At 54.0% G+C, this 16,889-nt stretch carries 14 protein-coding genes; 4 read left to right on the forward strand and 10 right to left on the reverse strand.

Going from position 1 to position 16,889, the window contains the following annotated elements; translation table 11 throughout:
- Nucleotides 1-20: 20 nt before the first annotated feature.
- From GQY55_RS09480 to GQY55_RS09495, 4 genes are read left to right on the forward strand one after another with little or no spacing between them, the layout of a single operon-like run.
- Nucleotides 21-842: an ABC transporter permease gene (locus GQY55_RS09480; protein ID WP_160040560.1), complete on the forward strand. Its 822-nt coding sequence runs from the start codon at nt 21-23 to the stop codon at nt 840-842.
- 6 nt (nt 843-848) lie between these two features.
- The gene (locus tag GQY55_RS09485) at nt 849-1,637 is read left to right on the forward strand and encodes an ABC transporter permease (RefSeq protein WP_160040563.1); all 789 of its coding nucleotides are present in this window, start codon (nt 849-851) and stop codon (nt 1,635-1,637) included.
- Between the two features lie 16 nt (nt 1,638-1,653).
- Nucleotides 1,654-2,709 (forward strand): ABC transporter ATP-binding protein, encoded by a 1,056-nt coding sequence (locus GQY55_RS09490; protein WP_160040566.1) that lies wholly within the window; start codon nt 1,654-1,656, stop codon nt 2,707-2,709.
- 18 nt (nt 2,710-2,727) lie between these two features.
- Nucleotides 2,728-4,443, forward strand: coding sequence for an adenine deaminase C-terminal domain-containing protein (locus GQY55_RS09495; protein WP_160040569.1), 1,716 nt, complete (start codon nt 2,728-2,730; stop codon nt 4,441-4,443).
- 122 nt (nt 4,444-4,565) lie between these two features.
- Here GQY55_RS09495 and GQY55_RS09500 read toward each other — a convergent pair whose 3' ends face one another.
- From GQY55_RS09500 to GQY55_RS09540, 10 genes are all read right to left on the reverse strand, one after another.
- Nucleotides 4,566-5,360 (reverse strand): DUF2935 domain-containing protein, encoded by a 795-nt coding sequence (locus tag GQY55_RS09500; protein WP_160040572.1) that lies wholly within the window; start codon nt 5,358-5,360, stop codon nt 4,566-4,568.
- 142 nt (nt 5,361-5,502) lie between these two features.
- Nucleotides 5,503-6,573: a bifunctional 3-deoxy-7-phosphoheptulonate synthase/chorismate mutase gene (locus GQY55_RS09505; RefSeq protein WP_160040575.1), complete on the reverse strand. Its 1,071-nt coding sequence runs from the start codon at nt 6,571-6,573 to the stop codon at nt 5,503-5,505.
- 432 nt (nt 6,574-7,005) lie between these two features.
- Nucleotides 7,006-7,194 (reverse strand): aspartyl-phosphate phosphatase Spo0E family protein, encoded by a 189-nt coding sequence (locus tag GQY55_RS09510; protein WP_160040578.1) that lies wholly within the window; start codon nt 7,192-7,194, stop codon nt 7,006-7,008.
- 538 nt (nt 7,195-7,732) lie between these two features.
- Nucleotides 7,733-8,581 carry a carbohydrate ABC transporter permease gene (locus GQY55_RS09515; RefSeq protein ID WP_160040581.1) on the reverse strand — a complete coding sequence of 283 codons (849 nt, stop codon included), beginning with the start codon at nt 8,579-8,581 and terminating at the stop codon, nt 7,733-7,735.
- Nucleotides 8,582-8,605: 24 nt separating this feature from the next.
- Nucleotides 8,606-9,463: a carbohydrate ABC transporter permease gene (locus GQY55_RS09520; RefSeq protein ID WP_160040584.1), complete on the reverse strand. Its 858-nt coding sequence runs from the start codon at nt 9,461-9,463 to the stop codon at nt 8,606-8,608.
- Between the two features lie 144 nt (nt 9,464-9,607).
- The gene (locus tag GQY55_RS09525) at nt 9,608-10,945 is read right to left on the reverse strand and encodes an ABC transporter substrate-binding protein (protein ID WP_160040587.1); all 1,338 of its coding nucleotides are present in this window, start codon (nt 10,943-10,945) and stop codon (nt 9,608-9,610) included.
- 231 nt (nt 10,946-11,176) lie between these two features.
- Nucleotides 11,177-11,485 carry a hypothetical protein gene (locus GQY55_RS31285; protein ID WP_236575513.1) on the reverse strand — a complete coding sequence of 103 codons (309 nt, stop codon included), beginning with the start codon at nt 11,483-11,485 and terminating at the stop codon, nt 11,177-11,179.
- Between the two features lie 29 nt (nt 11,486-11,514).
- Entirely contained in the window at nt 11,515-12,735 is a 1,221-nt protein-coding gene (locus tag GQY55_RS09530; protein WP_160040590.1) for an acyltransferase, read from the reverse strand.
- Between the two features lie 201 nt (nt 12,736-12,936).
- Entirely contained in the window at nt 12,937-13,416 is a 480-nt protein-coding gene (locus tag GQY55_RS09535; protein WP_160040592.1) for a GlcG/HbpS family heme-binding protein, read from the reverse strand.
- A 109-nt stretch (nt 13,417-13,525) separates the two neighbouring features.
- Complete coding sequence (locus tag GQY55_RS09540; RefSeq protein ID WP_236575514.1) at nt 13,526-16,714, reverse strand: polysaccharide lyase family 8 super-sandwich domain-containing protein; 3,189 nt, start codon at nt 16,712-16,714, stop codon at nt 13,526-13,528.
- Nucleotides 16,715-16,889 lie beyond the last annotated feature (175 nt).

Raw genomic sequence — 16,889 nt, forward strand, 5'->3', positions numbered from 1 at the left:
TAAAACAGGAGATTGCATTCATGAAAAAGCGATACTTGTACGTGCTATTGGCACCCGGCTTGGTATTTTTGACGTTGTTCATGATCGTTCCGCTCGTCCTGACGGTCGGCTCGACCTTGTTCCAAGACGGCGGCTTTACCGCCGGGATTTACACGCAATTTTTTAAAGACGCTTATTTCCTTGATATTTTGGGCACGACTTTGCTTGTTAGCGTCATGACCACCTTGCTGTGCGTCTTGATCGGTTTTCCGGTCGCTTACTATTTTTCCAAGCTTCCGCCGCGCAAAAAAGGCATCATGCTGGCGCTGGCGATTTTTCCGTTATTGACAAGTTCGGTCGTCCGCTCCTTCAGCTGGATGATCATCCTCGGCAAAAACGGCCTGGTAAACAATCTTATGACGGCCCTCGGCATCATCCATGAACCGCTTAGCATTCTGTACACGCCGGTCGCGATGATCATCGGGCTTGTCCACCTGTTCCTGCCGCTTATTCTCATTACGCTCGTCGGCGTCATGGAATCGATCGACCACGATTTGGTGCGGGCGGCCCAAAGCCTCGGAGCTTCCAAGCTGACGGCCTTCCGCAAAATCGTCGTCCCGCTCAGCATTCCGGGGCTGATCGTCGGCAGCATTCTCGTGTTTGTCGGCAGCCTGACCGCTTATACCACGCCTGCCCTGCTGGGCGGTAAAAAACGCGTCGTCGCGACGTTTCTGTACCAGAATGCGATCACGCTGAACGATTGGCAGGCGGCGTCGGCCATCGCTACCATCATGATGATCATCACGTTTATCGTCATCGGGCTGATGAACAAAGCGGCGGCTAAATTCAAACCGAAGGAGTAGATACGGATGAAAAACAAAAACCCGGGGCTTGCCCTCTTTACCTTTATCGTCTATTTGTTTCTGCTCGGGCCGCTCGTCATCATCGCCGTCACCTCCTTTGAACCGGGGACGGTCCTGAAGTTTCCGCCGACCGGATTTTCGCTGAAGTGGTACCAGAACATTTTTGATGTCGAAATGTTTATGAGCACGTTCAAGACGTCGATCCTGGTCTCCCTTTTGGGCAACGTGCTTGCCATTCTTCTCGGGATCCCGGCCGCATATGCGCTGAACCGCGCGACGTTCCGGGGCAAGGAGACGCTGAACGCGGTATTTCTGTCCCCGCTCCTCATTCCCGGCATCGTGCTCGGGTTTACGCTGCTGAAATATGTCGTCATCGCCTTTCACATTCCGATTTATGCGGCGCTGCTGATCGGGCATACGGTCATCATGCTGCCGTTTATTATCCGGGTCATCGGCTCGAGCCTTGCAGGATTCGATTTTGCGGTCGAGGAAGCCGCGCTGAGCCTCGGTTCAAGCCGGCTGGCCACCTTTTTCAAAGTCGTCCTGCCGAACATCAAATCCGGCATCATCGCATCGGTGCTGCTTGCGTTTCTGGAATCGTTCAACAACGTCGATATTTCGCTGTTCATGACCGGACCGGGCGTCAGCACGCTGCCGATTCAAATGCTGACTTACGTGGAGAACTATTTCGATCCGACCATCGCGGCGATTTCGGTGCTGCTGATGCTGATTACCGCGGGATTCATGTTCCTGATCGAAAGGCTGCTTGGACTCACCTATTTCACCAAACAATAAATGGAGGCATAAGACGATGTCTTTACTGCAATTGGATAACGTATCGGTCGCTTATGACCAGCAATACATTTTGAAGGACTTCAACCTCTCCGTCGAAAAAGGCCACCTGATTTCGCTGCTGGGTCCCAGCGGCTGCGGTAAAACGACCACGCTCCGGCTGATCGCCGGTTTTCTCGACGCTTCGGACGGCCGGTTTACGTTCGGGGGCTCGGATTATACCCGCGTTCCGATCAACAAACGGAATTTCGGGTTCGTGTTCCAGAGCTACGCGCTGTTCCCGCACATGTCCGTCTTCGATAACGTCGCGTTCGGATTGCGGCTGCGCAAGGTGAAAGAAGACGAAATCAAAAAACGGGTCATGCGAATGCTCGAAATCGTCAGCCTGGGCGGCTTCGAGAACCGTTTCCCGCAGGCGCTTTCCGGCGGGCAAAAACAGCGGGTCGCGATCGCCCGCGCGCTGGTGATCGAACCGGATCTGCTGTTGTTCGACGAGCCGCTGTCCAATCTGGACGCCAACCTCCGGATCAACATGCGCGTGGAAATCCGCCGCATCCAGCAGGAACTTGGCATCACCGCCGTGTACGTGTCGCATGACCAGGAGGAATGCTTCTCCATTTCCGACCGGGTGGCCGTCATGAATAAAGGGATTATCGAGCAGCTCGATCAGCCTTCGGTCATATTCCAATATCCCAAAACGGAATTCGTGGCCCGGTTTATCGGCTTCAACAATTTTATCGCCTTTGATGAACGCGAAGACGAAGGCTCCTTCTACAGCCTGCGCAGCGGGGAATACCATTTCCATGCCGCGAAGGCTCCCGGGATGCCCGTGACGATGAAAGGGGCGATCCGCCCGGACGACCTCATTGCGGGAACGCCGGCGGAAATTCAGCCCGGCGACAACGTGCTGACGGGCAAGGTGAAAGTCAGCACCTATCTCGGCCGCAGCTACCAATATGTCGTCGTCACTCCGCTTGGCGAATTTACGGTAAACAAGGAAATGCAGCAGCCCTATGCCAATGGGCAGGAAATCCGCCTGTTGTTTCCATCGGAGAAGCTTGTTCTTGTCGAATAACAATAGGGGGAATTGATCATGCAGCCAGATCTGCTTCTGCTCAAACCGAAAGTGTACAACAGTTATTTCAAGCAATGGACGGAAACCAACGTCGCCGTCAAAGACGGAAAATTTATGTATATCGGCCCGCGCGGAGAAGAGTCGTTCCAGGCTGGACGGGTGATCGACGCAAGCGGCCTGTACATGGTGCCAGGCTTTATCGACATCCATCTTCACATCGAGAGCACGATGGTGACGCCCGGCTCCTTCTCGCAAGGGCTGCTCCGAAACGGCGTCACGACGATCGTGCCGGAGCCCCATGAAATGGCCAACGTCTTTGGCCTCGACGGGGTTCTGGAAATGATCAACGCCAGCCGGGATTGCGAAGTGGACATGTTCTACGCGATTCCAAGCTCCGTGCCGGCGACCTCGCTGGAAACCTCGGGCGGCTCGATCGAAATCGAAGACATGGAAGCATTGCTTGCGACCGGCGACGTCATCTGCTTGGGCGAAATCATGAACTACGTGGATATCATTACCGATCCGGACTGCAAAACGAACCGGATCTTGAAGCATATGAAAGAACATCATCCGGAGCTCGTCATCGAAGGGCATGTGCCGAAGCTGCTTGACCTCGATCTGCAGCGCGTCATCTTCGCCGGCGTCGATTCCGACCACACGCATCAAACCGTCGAAGGACTCAAGGCAAGGATCGGCGCAGGCATGTTCATCGAAATCCAGGAGAAATCGATGACGCCGGAAATTATGGACTATCTCGTCAAGCATGACGTGTCCGAACACTTCTGCTTCGTAACCGATGACGTCATGGCCGATTCTTTCGAGGCACGGGGGCATTTGAACCACATCGTCCGCAAAGCGATCGGCATGGGCATGGCGCCGGAAAAGGCCATCTATGCGGCCACCTCCTCCCCTTCCCGCCGCATGCGGCTGTATGACCGGGGAACGATCGCGCCGGGGAAAACCGCAGACTTCCAGCTGATTTCCAGCCTCTCAGACCTGAAGCTCGAAGCGGTGTACAAAAACGGCAAGGAGGCCTATACGGCGGCCGCTCCATCGCAACCGAAGACGGCCGGATACCGGTTTCCGGATCATTTTTACCGGAGCGTGCAGCTTCACGAGCTAAGCGAAGCGGATTTCGCCGCTAAGGTTGGCGTGGAAGACGGCACCTATCTCTGCCGGGTAATGACCGTTCAGGATGGCTCGACGTTTACCCAGGAAAGCCGCGTCGAATTGCAGGCGGCGGACGGATGCCTGCAGTGGGAAGGCAGCGGCCTGGGCATGATCGCCACGTTCGAGCGTTACGGCAAGCATGGCGGCAAAGCCTTCGGCTTGATCGGCGGCGACACGATCCAAAAGGGTGCGGTCGCCACGACGTATTCCCATGACAACCACAACCTGCTTGTTGTAGGGCATAACGTCAAGGACATGCTTCTCGCCGCAAACACCGTCATCCGGCAGCAGGGCGGCTTCTGCGTCGTTTCGGACGGCGAAGTGACGGCCAACATGCATCTGCCCGTCGGAGGCATTCTGACAGAGGAGCCGCTCGAATCGGCCGCCGAATCGGTCAAGCGGCTGCGCGAGGCGATGCAGGCGCTCGGCTACAAGCACTACAACCCGATCATGTCCATCGCCACCCATTCGCTGCCCGTCAGCCCGTATTTAAAAATCACCGACCGCGGCCTCATCGACGTCAACGCCGGCCAGGTAGTGCCTCTGATTATCGAAAAAAGATAAATGTGTTCAATCGTTTGGATTCCACAAAACAACAGCCCCGTGAAGAGCAGCATGAGCTTCTGCATCACGGGGCTTTCTTATGTTCGCTACGACTTAACCTCTGCTTCAAACAGCGGCCCTGCCTACTCGATCCTCGGCTTTGCCGGATCGCACTTCGGCTGGGGCACTTCCCCGGACTGGGCAAGCTTCCCCAAATAATAACATTCTTCCCGGTACATATGGTCCGGCACGAGCTTATTCAGGCGGCTTAACAGCTCGGCGCTGATATCCAGCTCCTCCACCTCCAGCAGAAACGCCATAAATGCGGACATTTCCACATCAACGTCGCCGTGAAACTTCTTGATCGAAGGATACGTCGTTTTTAACGTCCGCAGATAGCCGACCAATTCCAACGCCTTCAAATAAAATTCGTTAAAATGCTGTTCGAACTCCTTGCTCCTGCGGATCAATCTTCTTTCGACCCCGTCCAGGTCGGACGCGATCGACGCGGAGTGGAAGACCGCATCCGGCAGCCACAGCAGGTCATGGTGCAGCGGATGATAACGCGGCACCGGTTTGCCGGCAAGCAGCTCCTTCAAAATCCTTTCGTATTCTTCCAGCTCGTTGAGCATATGGTTGATGAAGGTCGGAGACAGCCCGATGACGATTTGGCCGAGCAGCGCACGGTCCAGGAGGCTGAGCTTGAATGCGCGCAGCTCGACCGTAGCTTGGTAAGCCTGTTCGTTCAGCTGCCTTAAATCCTGATCGGGTCCCAAACTCCGCGACTGCGCAAGCAGCCCGTCGAACCATTGAATAAACCGGTTCGCCTTTTGAACGTCCTCCGCTTCCTTGGACGACAGCCCGTTAAAAATAAACCGTGCATGATCCCCTAAAATTTGCAGCCAAAACCTGTGTTCAAACAACGCCTCGCCGCTCATGCGAAAGCCCCCTTCACCCTCATATTCAGCCGGGCCTTTTGCATGCATCCGTTTAGCGTTCGGCGCTCTGAACGGATGGCCGCAAAAGGCTGAACCAGCTACAAATATATGCCGTCAGGGACCGCATTTATGCGGTTAAAAATTACAGCAGGCCGGACTTTAGAACTTCCGCGTAAAACGCCTCGAACTGAGGAATGTTGAGCTGCTGCGCCGCATCCGACAATGCCGTCGCCGGATCCGGATGCACCTCGACCATGACGCCGTCCGCTCCGGCGGCCAGCGCCGCTTTGGCGCAAGGCGCCAAGATGTCTTTACGCCCCGTCGAATGCGTCACGTCGACCAAAACCGGCAAATGGGTTTCCTGCTTCAAAATGGGCACCGCCGAAATATCGAGCGTATTGCGGGTCGCCTTTTCGTAGGTCCGGATGCCGCGTTCGATCAGCATCACCTGACTGTTGCCGCGGGACACGATATATTCGGCCGCATGGACGAATTCATCAAGCGTTGCCGCCAGTCCCCGTTTCAGGAGAATCGGCGTTTGAACATCGCCGGCCGCCTTGAGCAGCTCAAAGTTTTGCATGTTTCTGGCTCCGATCTGGATCACGTCGATATAGTCGCATGCCAGTTCGATATGCGCCGGGTCCACGATTTCGCTGATCGTTTTCAGGCCGAATTCGGCCGCGACCTCTTTCAAAATCTTCAAGCCTTCCACGCCTAACCCCTGGAAATCGTACGGGGAGGTTCTCGGCTTGAACGCGCCTCCGCGCATTACGGTAATCCCCGCCTCTTTCAGCGCCTTGGCGACCGTGCGCACCTGCTCGTAGCTTTCGACCGAACATGGACCCGCGATCATCACCGGCTTGCCGCCGCCGATCGTCACCTCGCCCAGTTGGATCAGCGTGTCCTCCTGCTTCTTTTTCCGGCTGACGAGCAGATGTTTTTTATGATCTACCTGCTGCAGCGACAACGAGGCTTGAAAAATTTGTTTGAAGAGATGCCGCACCGTCTCGTGATCAAACGGCCCTTCATTGTGTGCCACCAGCTTCTCCAGCATTTCCTTTTCACGCACCGGATCGAATTTGGGAACGCCCTGCTTCTCTTTTTCGACGCCCAGCTCCTGGGCGATTGTGGCGCGCTCCGACAGAAGCGCAAGCAGCTGCAGGTTGACTTCATCCAATTTCGTGCGCAATTGCTCCAATCTTCCTTGACTCATCCCATGTCCTCTCCTTTATCCCTTATGATCTTGAAAAACAAAAAGACCCCTGTCCGTCAAGGGACGAGGAGTCGTGGTACCACCCTTATTAGACATACCCTCAGCTTAGCGGCACGTCTCACTTCTGGCCTTTTAACGCAAGGTGTACGGGTAAGCCTACTTGCCTGCGGGAAAACAGACGTTCAGATACCGGCTCCGGAATGAACTTCGGCGGGTGCGGTGATTCGGGTGCTTTCAGTCTACCGGCACGCCGTCCCTGTCAACACGTTCTCCGCTTACTCTTTCCTTCATAGCCTGTAAGTCGCAAATGATTAAATTACATGCATTGTATTACAACCTGCACCGGGTGGCAAGCATTTTATTTAACGCATAATTGCTTCATTGCAGCGAAGAAAAACCATCCTGCCCGAAAAAGAACCGTAAAAACGCTCGTTACGCTATAGGCTGTTTTTCCGCTCGTTTATCCTTGATAGCCCTGTTGTAGCAGTTGATCAGCTCGTCGAGCACCATGGACTGCCTGATCACTTTGGGGTTCCATACGTCGCCGTACCGGTTTACCATCCGATATAACCTCTGCCTGGCCTCCTCGATGGAATTTTGCGTGGATTCCGTGCTATTCATGAATTGGTTTACCTCCCTAAAATTTGGCTCAACTTGATCTGTTCACCAATGCTTCAGCATGCTCGGCTCATCTATTCTCTTCACTGGTCCAACTCTTATTCGGGCGGTATTTCCCTCCCCCTGACATCAGGCGGCAAAAAGCTATGTATGAAGCAGCAGTCCTTCTGCATCGGGCTGTAAATTTTCGTCAGTAACTGCCGTTTGCCAGCGATTCCTCCGTTGGAAGAAAAATACATATTTTAGGATATTATCTGTATACAGATAATATTATGTTGGATTTTATACGCTGGTCAATAACAAAATGAGAATCTATGAAAATAAATTTTATTTTTTCAAATGTCGGGTGAAAACCTTGTCAAACGATGTATGGCGGATTGTCATTCCATGCAAAATCCTCCCGTAAAACCGCTGCCTGCAGCCCCGCCCCGTTCAGGTAAAACTTGGTCGACATGCAATTAGACGCGAAGAAAAAAACGACATTTCTGCCGTTTTATAGTTGATCCTTTGCAAATGCATATTCGTTTTTAACACGCCATGTTTAACCTTTGACTGCGCCTTCGGTCAACCCTTTTTCGATAAACTTGGAAATGAACAAATAAATGAGCAGGATCGGCATGACCGTCAGCGTAACTGCGGTTGCCATCAGGCCGAAGTCGGTTCCGTATTGCGAGCTGATCTCGCTGAGCAGCGCGACGATTGGACGCACCTTCTCCTTGCTTACGAAAATAAGCGCGGAGAACAAGTCGTTGTACGACCATAAAAATACGAAAATGCTAACCGATGCAAACGCCGGCCTTGAAACCGGCATGAAAATTTTCGTGAACATCTGCCACCGGTTGCAGCCGTCCATAAATGCCGCTTCTTCGAGTTCCTTGGCGATCGTTGACATATACCCGGCAATGACAAGCGTCGCAAAGGTCAGATTGCCGGCCGTTTGCGGCAAAATGAGTCCCCAGTATGTATTGACCAGGCTGGTCTTGATCAAAAATTCATATACCGGTACGACCGTCGCAAAGGCGGGCACCAGCAACGTCGCATACAAAATGGAATTGATGAACCGTTTGCCCCGAAACGTAAATCTGGATAACACGTAGGCGGCCAATCCCCCGAACAGAAGCACGCACAGCACCGTGCCTCCGGACATGATCAGGCTGTTCACGTAGCTTCTGCCGATGTTGATCCGATCAAATGCGGTCGTATAGTTTATGAACACGGGTTCCAGGGCGAGCGAAAAGGATTTGTTCATCACGTCCCGGGATTCTTTAAACGAGTTGTTGACGATCCAGAACAGCGGATAAATCGTCGTCATCGCCCAGGCCGAAAGTACGATGTACATCAGCGCCGTGCCGAGTTTGAAACGATTTTTGCTCTTCATAGCTGGCTGCATAACGATTACACCCCTAATAACAGCTTAATATGTGATTTCCTCGCTTTTTAACAAACGATTGGCTACCAAAGCGATCACGACCCCAAGCACGACCATGTAAATGGCGACCGTAGAGCCGTAACCGAAATTCTGGTCGACCATCGCCTTTTTGTACATGTAGGTCCCTAACACGTCGGTGCCGTTTTGCGCTCTGGAAATGACCCACACGAAATCGAATACTTTCAAGGTGCCGGTGATCGCGAGCGTAATGACGACCTTGATGTCGCTCAAAATGAGCGGAATGGTGAGCCTGACCATTTTTTTGAAGCCGGTAATGCCTTCGATTTTGCCGGCGTCGTAATAATCCTCGGGAATTTTGGACATCGCCGTCACGAACAGGACGAAATAAAAGCCGACGTAATGCCACACGGTCGGAATCGCGATTGCTTTCAGCGCGTTGTTCTCGCTGAGCCACAGCACTTTCTCGAAGCCCAAACCGGCCAATACGTTGTTGAGCAGCCCGAAATTGTAGTTATAGAACAAAACGAACAACAGCGAAATGGCTGTGCCGGAAATGACGACGGGAAAAAAGAAGACGGATCGGAAAAAACCTTTCAGCTTCGTAATGTTGTCTACCATAACCGCCAGCAGCAAGGCGATCCCCACTTGGAAAACAAGGACGTAAAGCATAATTTCAAGCGTGTGCAGCGTTGCAGCGCCCAGCAGCTTGTCGGAGAATAAACGTTCGTAGTTATCCCAGCCGATAAACTTTTTGTCGAAAAAACCTTTGGTCCGGTAAAAGCTGAAGTACAAGCTTTTGAAAAACGGATAATACAAAAATACGGTCAAAAACGCAGCCATCGGGAACAAAAAGATCCAGATATACTTTCGATCGCCCTTCATCTTTATCACCACTTGAGTTTTAATTTTCGAAGAAGCCGTCCAGCTGTAAACCTAAAAGATGACGCCGCCTCCGAGGAGGACGGCGTATCCGGATCAAGCTTTTGGGTCAAACGTTTGGTTCAAGCTGCTTGTTAGGCTAAGCTCTTACTTTTTATTCGCATCCTCAATTTCTTTCGCTTCCTTCAGCACTTCGGCCGGGGATTTTTTGCCCGTTACGACGGCTTGAACGCCGGCACGCAACGTCGAGAACGTCTCAGGTGCAACTACGTTGTCGATCGGTCTGCTTACCGAAGGTGCGCCGGCAGCCAAAGCAAAACCGTCATTGGCTACTTGGGTTGCGCCCTTGGTCTCTACGCCTGCAGCAGCCGGGAGACCGCCGTTGGCAAGAGAGATTTTTTCGATAACATCTTTAGAAGTCATGTGTTTCAGCAATTCGATCGCCGCGTCTTTCTTGTCCGCATTATCGTATGTTGCTTTGGAAAGATAGAATCCGCTTCCGTAACCGCCGATAATTTCTTTGCCCGTGCCGACTCCGCCTGGCATGGCCGGGAATGGAAGGATTGTCGTATTATCAATAACGGCAGGTTCTTTCCATGCTCCCGACGCCCACGAACCTTCAATGATCATTGCGGCTTTGCCTTCAGCGTAATAGTTGGAAGCCATGCTGAGATCAATGGTGGCCGCATCTTTAGGGAAAGCGCCCAGATCGTACAGTTCTTTCATTGCGGCATAGCCTTTCTCCCAGTTCGGATCGATGCCGTTGGCCAGACCGCTGTCATGCCCCTTCGCACCTGCGGCCGAGAGAATAAAATGTTCGATGACATAGTGCGATTGGTCAAACGGAGCCGCAAGCGGGATGATTCCTTTTTTGGAAAGGGTCGAAACGGCTGTTTTCAGCTTATCCCAGTCCGTCGGAAGCTCCAGGTTGTTATCGGCAAAAATCTTTTTATTTACGAACAAGCCTTCATAGTAGCCCGTTAACGGAATGGCGTAAATGTTGCCGTCCTGCATTCTTGTATTTTCGAGAGCCGTCGGGTTGAAACCCGCCTTCCATTCCGGATTCGCATCCAAAATGTCGTTCATCGAAACCACTTTGCCTGCGTCCACAAAGCCTTGCGCGTCGGCACCAACGAAGTAGAAAAGCAAGTCCGGTTCATTGCCGGAGTTCATGTCCGTGTTGACTTTCGTTCTGAAACCGTCGTCGTTGGCGGACATGGTATCGTTTTCAACTTTCACGTTCGGATTTTTCGATACGAAATCGTCGATTGCGGCCTGGAAAGCCTCGCGCGCCGCGTCGGTGCCGCCGAACGTCGAGAATACGCGGAGCTTCACGTCTTTTTTCGGCGCTTCTTCCTTCGGTTTTTCCGATCCCGTTTTCGGCTGTTCGGACGCCGTGTTCTTTTCCTCGGCTTTGCCGCATGCGGCCAGGAACATCGCGAAGACGACCATCATGCTCAAAAGAATCAATGAAGACCTTTTCACTTGCCAAATCCCCCTTAAAAAATAGTTTCATGTTTCGCACAGGCCCCATAAATCGGTTCTTGATGCAACGCAAGTTGGATGCTTTGGTCAGGTCGTCTTTCGAACATGCGCTCTCCAAATTTCGATTGGATTTTTCCTCCTTATGGAAAATTCGGAGATGGCAGCTGCTTCGGAACCCTTGTCCCCTTCGCTCCCCCTGCTGCTCTTCAAGTCCTAGTTACGATGTTGAACCTATGCGCTGTTTGGCTTTTGCTGCCTGTTCTTATCATACATTAGTTGCAAATTTTGTAAGGGGATACATTCCTCTAAACGACGGGGAAATATCGCTAACCGAAGGCGTTTTCCCATACGCGGGTGCTTTTCGCCGGGCTTTCGCCGCCAGATCGGGACGCCGGTTTTCCCTGTTTTTCGCGACAAAAAGCGCCACCGGAACAGCAGCGGCACGAATCTGAATAGGTATGCCGATGGCTGTTCCCGGAAGGCGCTGAATAAGCCTAAGCCGATGCATGTTTCAAAATGCGGCAGCAGCGCCGATAACATCGGCGACAGCTTCGCCCTGCAAGATTGCACTACCTGTTGTTCGCGCTGAGATAAGCGCGGGAGTCGGCGCGGACATCGCCGTTTTTGGCGCCTCCCCGCCGCAGCCTGTTCCGTCCGGCCCCTACGATCCAGCGGCCTCCCGGCATATGCGACAGCGTATAGCTGATGCCGAGCGAAGCCACAACCGTCAGCACAAACGTCAGCAGCGTAACCGATAGATGGCTCCCCGCAAGGTACAGGGGACGGGTAAAATAGGCGATCACATAAATGACCAAAGCATGCACGAGATATCCGCCGAACGAATAGGTGCCGATCCATGAAAGCAAACGCAAACAGGCTTTGTTCCGCTCCCGCAGGAGGATCAGCAGCCCGTACAACAACAGCATTTGCGCCACGATGATGATAAACGTCGAAGGTTTAAGGTACGTGGAAATGTTCAGGTTGACGGTTTCCCCCGATCCCCGGAGCACGTCATAACCGAGCCGGATATACATCCCGAGAAAAACAAGCCCGCTCCAAGGAAGCAGCTTCGTGCACCATGACCGCCAGTTCGCGATGCTTGCGGCGCATACCGCGCCAAGCACGAAATAAAACCCGTACATCAGAAACGAATAGCTGCGGTATTCCAGCAAAGCGGCCCACGGTCCGCCGAGGTTCGCAGCCCATGAGCCCATCCGGTAATACGAAACATACAGCAGCGCGATGTAACATGCGCCGGTAACGGCGAGCAGGGCAAAGACTCCTCTTGTCCGCGTCCGTCCTTCCAGAAGCTCGAAACCGCTGCGGGCTTGTCTATAAAGGGCGGCCAACAGCGGAAAAAACAGATAAAACTGAATGATCATGATAATAAACCATAATTGGTAACCGGTTTGCGGCGTAACCAGCTCGCGGAGCAGGCTCCTCCAATCTTGTCCGCCTTTTTGCCAAAACGACGGCGTGAACACGCGGACATACAGCCAATAAATAAACGTCCAGCAAAGAAAAGGAACGTAGACGGTTTCAAGCCTTTTGCGGATGAACGCGAAATAATGAAGCCGCCCGCTGTAGTTGTAAAACATCAGAACGGCGGACAAAAAAACAAAGGTCGGCGTTCCGAAACGGGTCAGATGGTACATCATCGTCAGCATCGTGGAGTCCGCTGGTTCAATATCGGCCCTGTAAATGTACTCAGCGATCGAATGCTGCATGACAATGGCGAAAAAAGCCAGTCCCCTCAGCTGCGTCCATTCCTCAATGCGCGGTTTGCCCATGAAAACTCCTCCTTCGTTTGCAATTACGCGCAAGTATACCGTTTGAATATTAAACGAACCTTAAAGCGGGCGATAGGAAATGGCTTTTGAATCGGGGAACCGCCGCCGTGGGAGCTTGTTTCCAAGCCATGCAAAAAAAACGTACAGTCCCGTCCAGGAAGGGACCGTACGTTGAAAATTGTCCGTTTCGAGCAGTCCGGATCACCAACCGGAACTTTCCTGAAATTGGACGCTGCCGATACGGGCATTGACGTTCGGGTTGGCGTTGCCCTGCATCGACTGGAATGCCTGCACCGCCGCTGCGGCGACTTCGGCATCCTGGACGCTGGTTCCCCCGCTGACGCCGATTCCGCCGACGATTTGCTCGCCGATTTGTAGCGGAATGCCGCCCCCGAGAATGACGACCCTGCCGCGATTGGTCGTGTTGATCCCGAAAGAAGGCCCGCCCGGCTGCGCCGCCTGCGTCAAATTGGCCGTCGGCATCTGCATGGCGACACTCGTCCAGGCTTTGTCTTTCGAAATCTCAATCCCGGCGATCCGGGCACGGTCCATCCGTTGAAACGCAATCAAATGGCCGCCGTCGTCCACGATGGCGATATTGCTTGCAAGCCCCATCTGCCGCGATTTTTGCTCCGCCACGGCGATTAGTTTTTTTGCCGTCTCCAAAGATAACTTCGTCAAGCGATCACTCCTTACCCTGTGCTGCTACAGGATATGCATGCAGCCGGGAAGCGTGATATTCGACTACGGCAAAATCAGGCACGGCGGCAAAGGATGGTTTCAATGCCGCTTAAGGCGAAACCGTTTTGAATTTCACCGTATGCGTCCTACCGATGGAACCCTGGACGTTCACCTGAATCGTCGTGACGCCGCCGCTTTGCGAAACCTGGACCGAATCGTCTTTCTGAGCAACGGATAATCCCGGCTGACGAAGCTCGACCGTGACCACACTCTGTTGTTGGGTCGGATCCGATACCGCCAGCAGAAGTTCCCCGCTTGTTTCCTTCACCATAACCGCCGCCGGATTTTTGGCGGTCATGGCGCCGATCGTGCCCGAACTCCAGAAGTTCGCGGCCGTGATGCCGAGGCGTTTGTGCTTGACGGCCTGCAGCGCCGCCGTATTGCTGAGAATCTCCACTTGAGGATTGCCGCCGTAACTTGCCGTTGCCGCCGCGTCTTTGCCGGGCAGCAGAACATACGAATACGCCGCATTGTTCGGAGTCGCACCGTGCTCGAACGCCAAACTTACGTAATTGCGGGTCAATGGCGTTTTCGACTCGCCGCTGTTGATTTCGCTCCAGGAACCGGTTCTGGATTCGCGCAAAGCATAGAGATCGGACGCCTCCGGAAAATAATAACCGATGTCCGAGCCGGGCACGTTGCCGGCAAGATGTGCCCATTTGACGCCCTTCAACGTTTCCGACCAGCCGACCGCGCCGGGCTGCTTGATGCCGTTGACCGTCAGGGCGTTGTCGCCCGCATCGTTTATTTTGCGGTTATCGACGATCGTTTCGACCGGTTTGGGCCCTGCAGCCGTTTTGGTGATCCCTGCGCCAAGCGCCACGATTTCGTCATCGAACATAAACCACGATTTTTTCCCCGCCAGGCTGCTGCCCGTGACCTGCGAGAGGGAGAAATCCATGCCGGCCGTGCTGTAAAGCCCGTCGACGGAGGTGCCGCCGACCCATGTTTTGGTGTTCATGTAGCTTTTCCATTCGCCCGGCGTCATGCCTTCCCCCGAACCGTCCGTGGTCGTTCCGGGAAGCCGGAACGCATTGACGGTCGGCCAAAAGCCGTTCCGATACTGAAGGAGGTCCTGGTTATACAGATAGGTCATGCCGATCCCCGTGTACCAACCCTTCAAATTTTCGTTATTCCCTTTTTCAAACGCGGAAATCCGGTTCGAAAACATGCTGAGTCCGAATCCGTAGCCCTCCCGCAAATGAACGACCCGGTCCATGCCGGCAAAAACCTGGCTATGAACCCATTCGCCGCGGGGCTGGATCGAGGCGTCGTTCATTAACCGCTTCACAAGGATCAGATCGTAAATGGACAAACCGGCGTAATAGTCGTCATAGGTGGTGTCTTTGCCGATCCATTCCTTGGACATGCTTTGGATGGAGGCGGCGACGTCGGCCGGCGCCCCTTCGGCCAGGCGAAGCAGCGTAACGATCGTACCCCGGGCGCTTCCCGACCCTTCCCGGGAAATCCCCCGCCCGTTTACCATATCCATATACAAGCCTTTATAAATGACGGGTTCAAACGTGTCCGTGACCCAGCGGTACACATTGTTTACGTTCGGATCGGTCACCGGCCATGGAGATCCGTTCAATAGATACGTCATGTCCGCGGCGCGGCTGAGCCAAACGGCGCCGTAGCCTGCCGTATAGGCGATGTTCGAATGCTGTACGAGCGAGCCGTCTTCGTATACGCCATCCCCATGGGTGGCATAAACGAACTCGGGGCCGATCGCGTCGCGTCCGAGCGTAATTTTGGCGCTGTTTTTGCCGATCACCCCGCGCACGGTAACGACCAGCGCTTTATCCAGCAGATTGGCCCCCGTCATTTTGGTGCCTTTGACGCCAAGCACCGTCCCTTTGGCCGGGTCGGGATCAAACGCATCCACGGCTTTCATGTAGTTGCCGATCTGCGCGGGCGTCAGCTGATCGTACATCAGCACGACGGCATCGTTCAAAATTTGCGGGGCGCCGATCTCCCAATCCCACCAGTTGCCGTAGGCGCTTTTTTTCTCGTTGTACCGGTTTGCGTACATCCAGTCCAATGCGCCGATAATGGCGTCGCGCAGCTCCGGGTTACGGTAAAACCGGGAGCCTTCGGTGGCATAGGCGACGGCCATCGTCCGGATTCTGCCGTAAGCGCTTGAAATTTGGGCGGAATCGGTCGCGCTTTGCAAATCGTTCCATAGGTACGTCCGGCCTTCCGTTTTGTTCAAAAGGTCCAAATATCCGCTGCCCGCATCGTTGGACACGCTGTTATCCGTCCGGCCAACCGCCGCCCGGATATCCGGGTCGTCAGACGTGGAGCGGCTGCCTCCCGTCAATTTCTCCGTCCATTTCAGGCGGAGATTGCGGTACGCTTCGGCCGTTTCGGCCGATTCCACGTTCACCAGACATTCGGCTTTGATCCCGTCGGGCGTTGCCGCCGCAATTGTTGCCGTGCCGGCCCCGGCCGCCGTCAGCACCCCGTTCGAATCCACCGCGACGACGTCGGGCCGGCTCGAGCTCCAAATGACCGTTTGATCCGCCGCATTGGCCGGCGTGATCGTCAGTCCCAGCGCCAAAGTTTCCCCGACTCCCAGCGAGACGGCCGTTTGATCGAGCGCAAGGCCCGTAATCCTTCCATACTCCTCCAGTCTCACGTCGTCAAACCACGCCTTCCCCGTCCCCGTTTCGAGAAAAGGCTCAATGACCAGCTTGGTCACCCCCGAGGGGATGGTCATGTAGACCTGCTGCAAAGTCCAATCGTTCGTCCCGAGCAGCTTGTTCGAAGCCGGCCCGTCCCCGACCTTGCTGGAGTTGTAATATTGCGTTCGGAAATACGCCCCGGTACCGGCCACGTTTTCGGTCTTCACCCACATGCTCAGTTTATAGGACTTGCCAGCGGCAATTTTGGTCGCCTTTTGGTTGACCGACACCCTGCTCGTTTGGAGAGCATCAAACGCCATGGACTGTTTCCCTTCATGATGTACGGCCGAATCGAGAAATACGTTTACGGTCTTGCCGGGATCCTTTCCGCTTCCCGACGGAATCCATACGGCCCAATCCGCCGGAGCCGGACTGGCGATGCCGTTCCAGCTGGCGTCCGGCGCGGACGCCGTCTGCTCGAAGCCGCCGTTGTCCATCAGGTTGGCCGTTTCAGCTGTTGCCTCCGGAATCGGCGGACCGTATCCCCCCGGTAAAACCATGGATAAAACCATGCTGGTTGCTGCAAGTAAACTTAACTTTTTCACCCTGCTCACCCCGTCCACGTGTTTTTTGAAAACAAATGCTCATGCTGTTCCGACGCGTACTGCTTTCAAAACCATGGTCCCTGCCTGTTGCTTCATGTTGATCGGAGGCGGCCGAAATCCGGGGACGAATGCGACAGTACAGAAAAGAAGATGATCACGCCGCCCGTATGTAAGCGCTATCAAA

Source organism: Paenibacillus sp. USDA918EY (assembly GCF_009870825.1).
GTDB lineage: Bacteria > Bacillota > Bacilli > Paenibacillales > Paenibacillaceae > Paenibacillus_AQ > Paenibacillus_AQ albilobatus.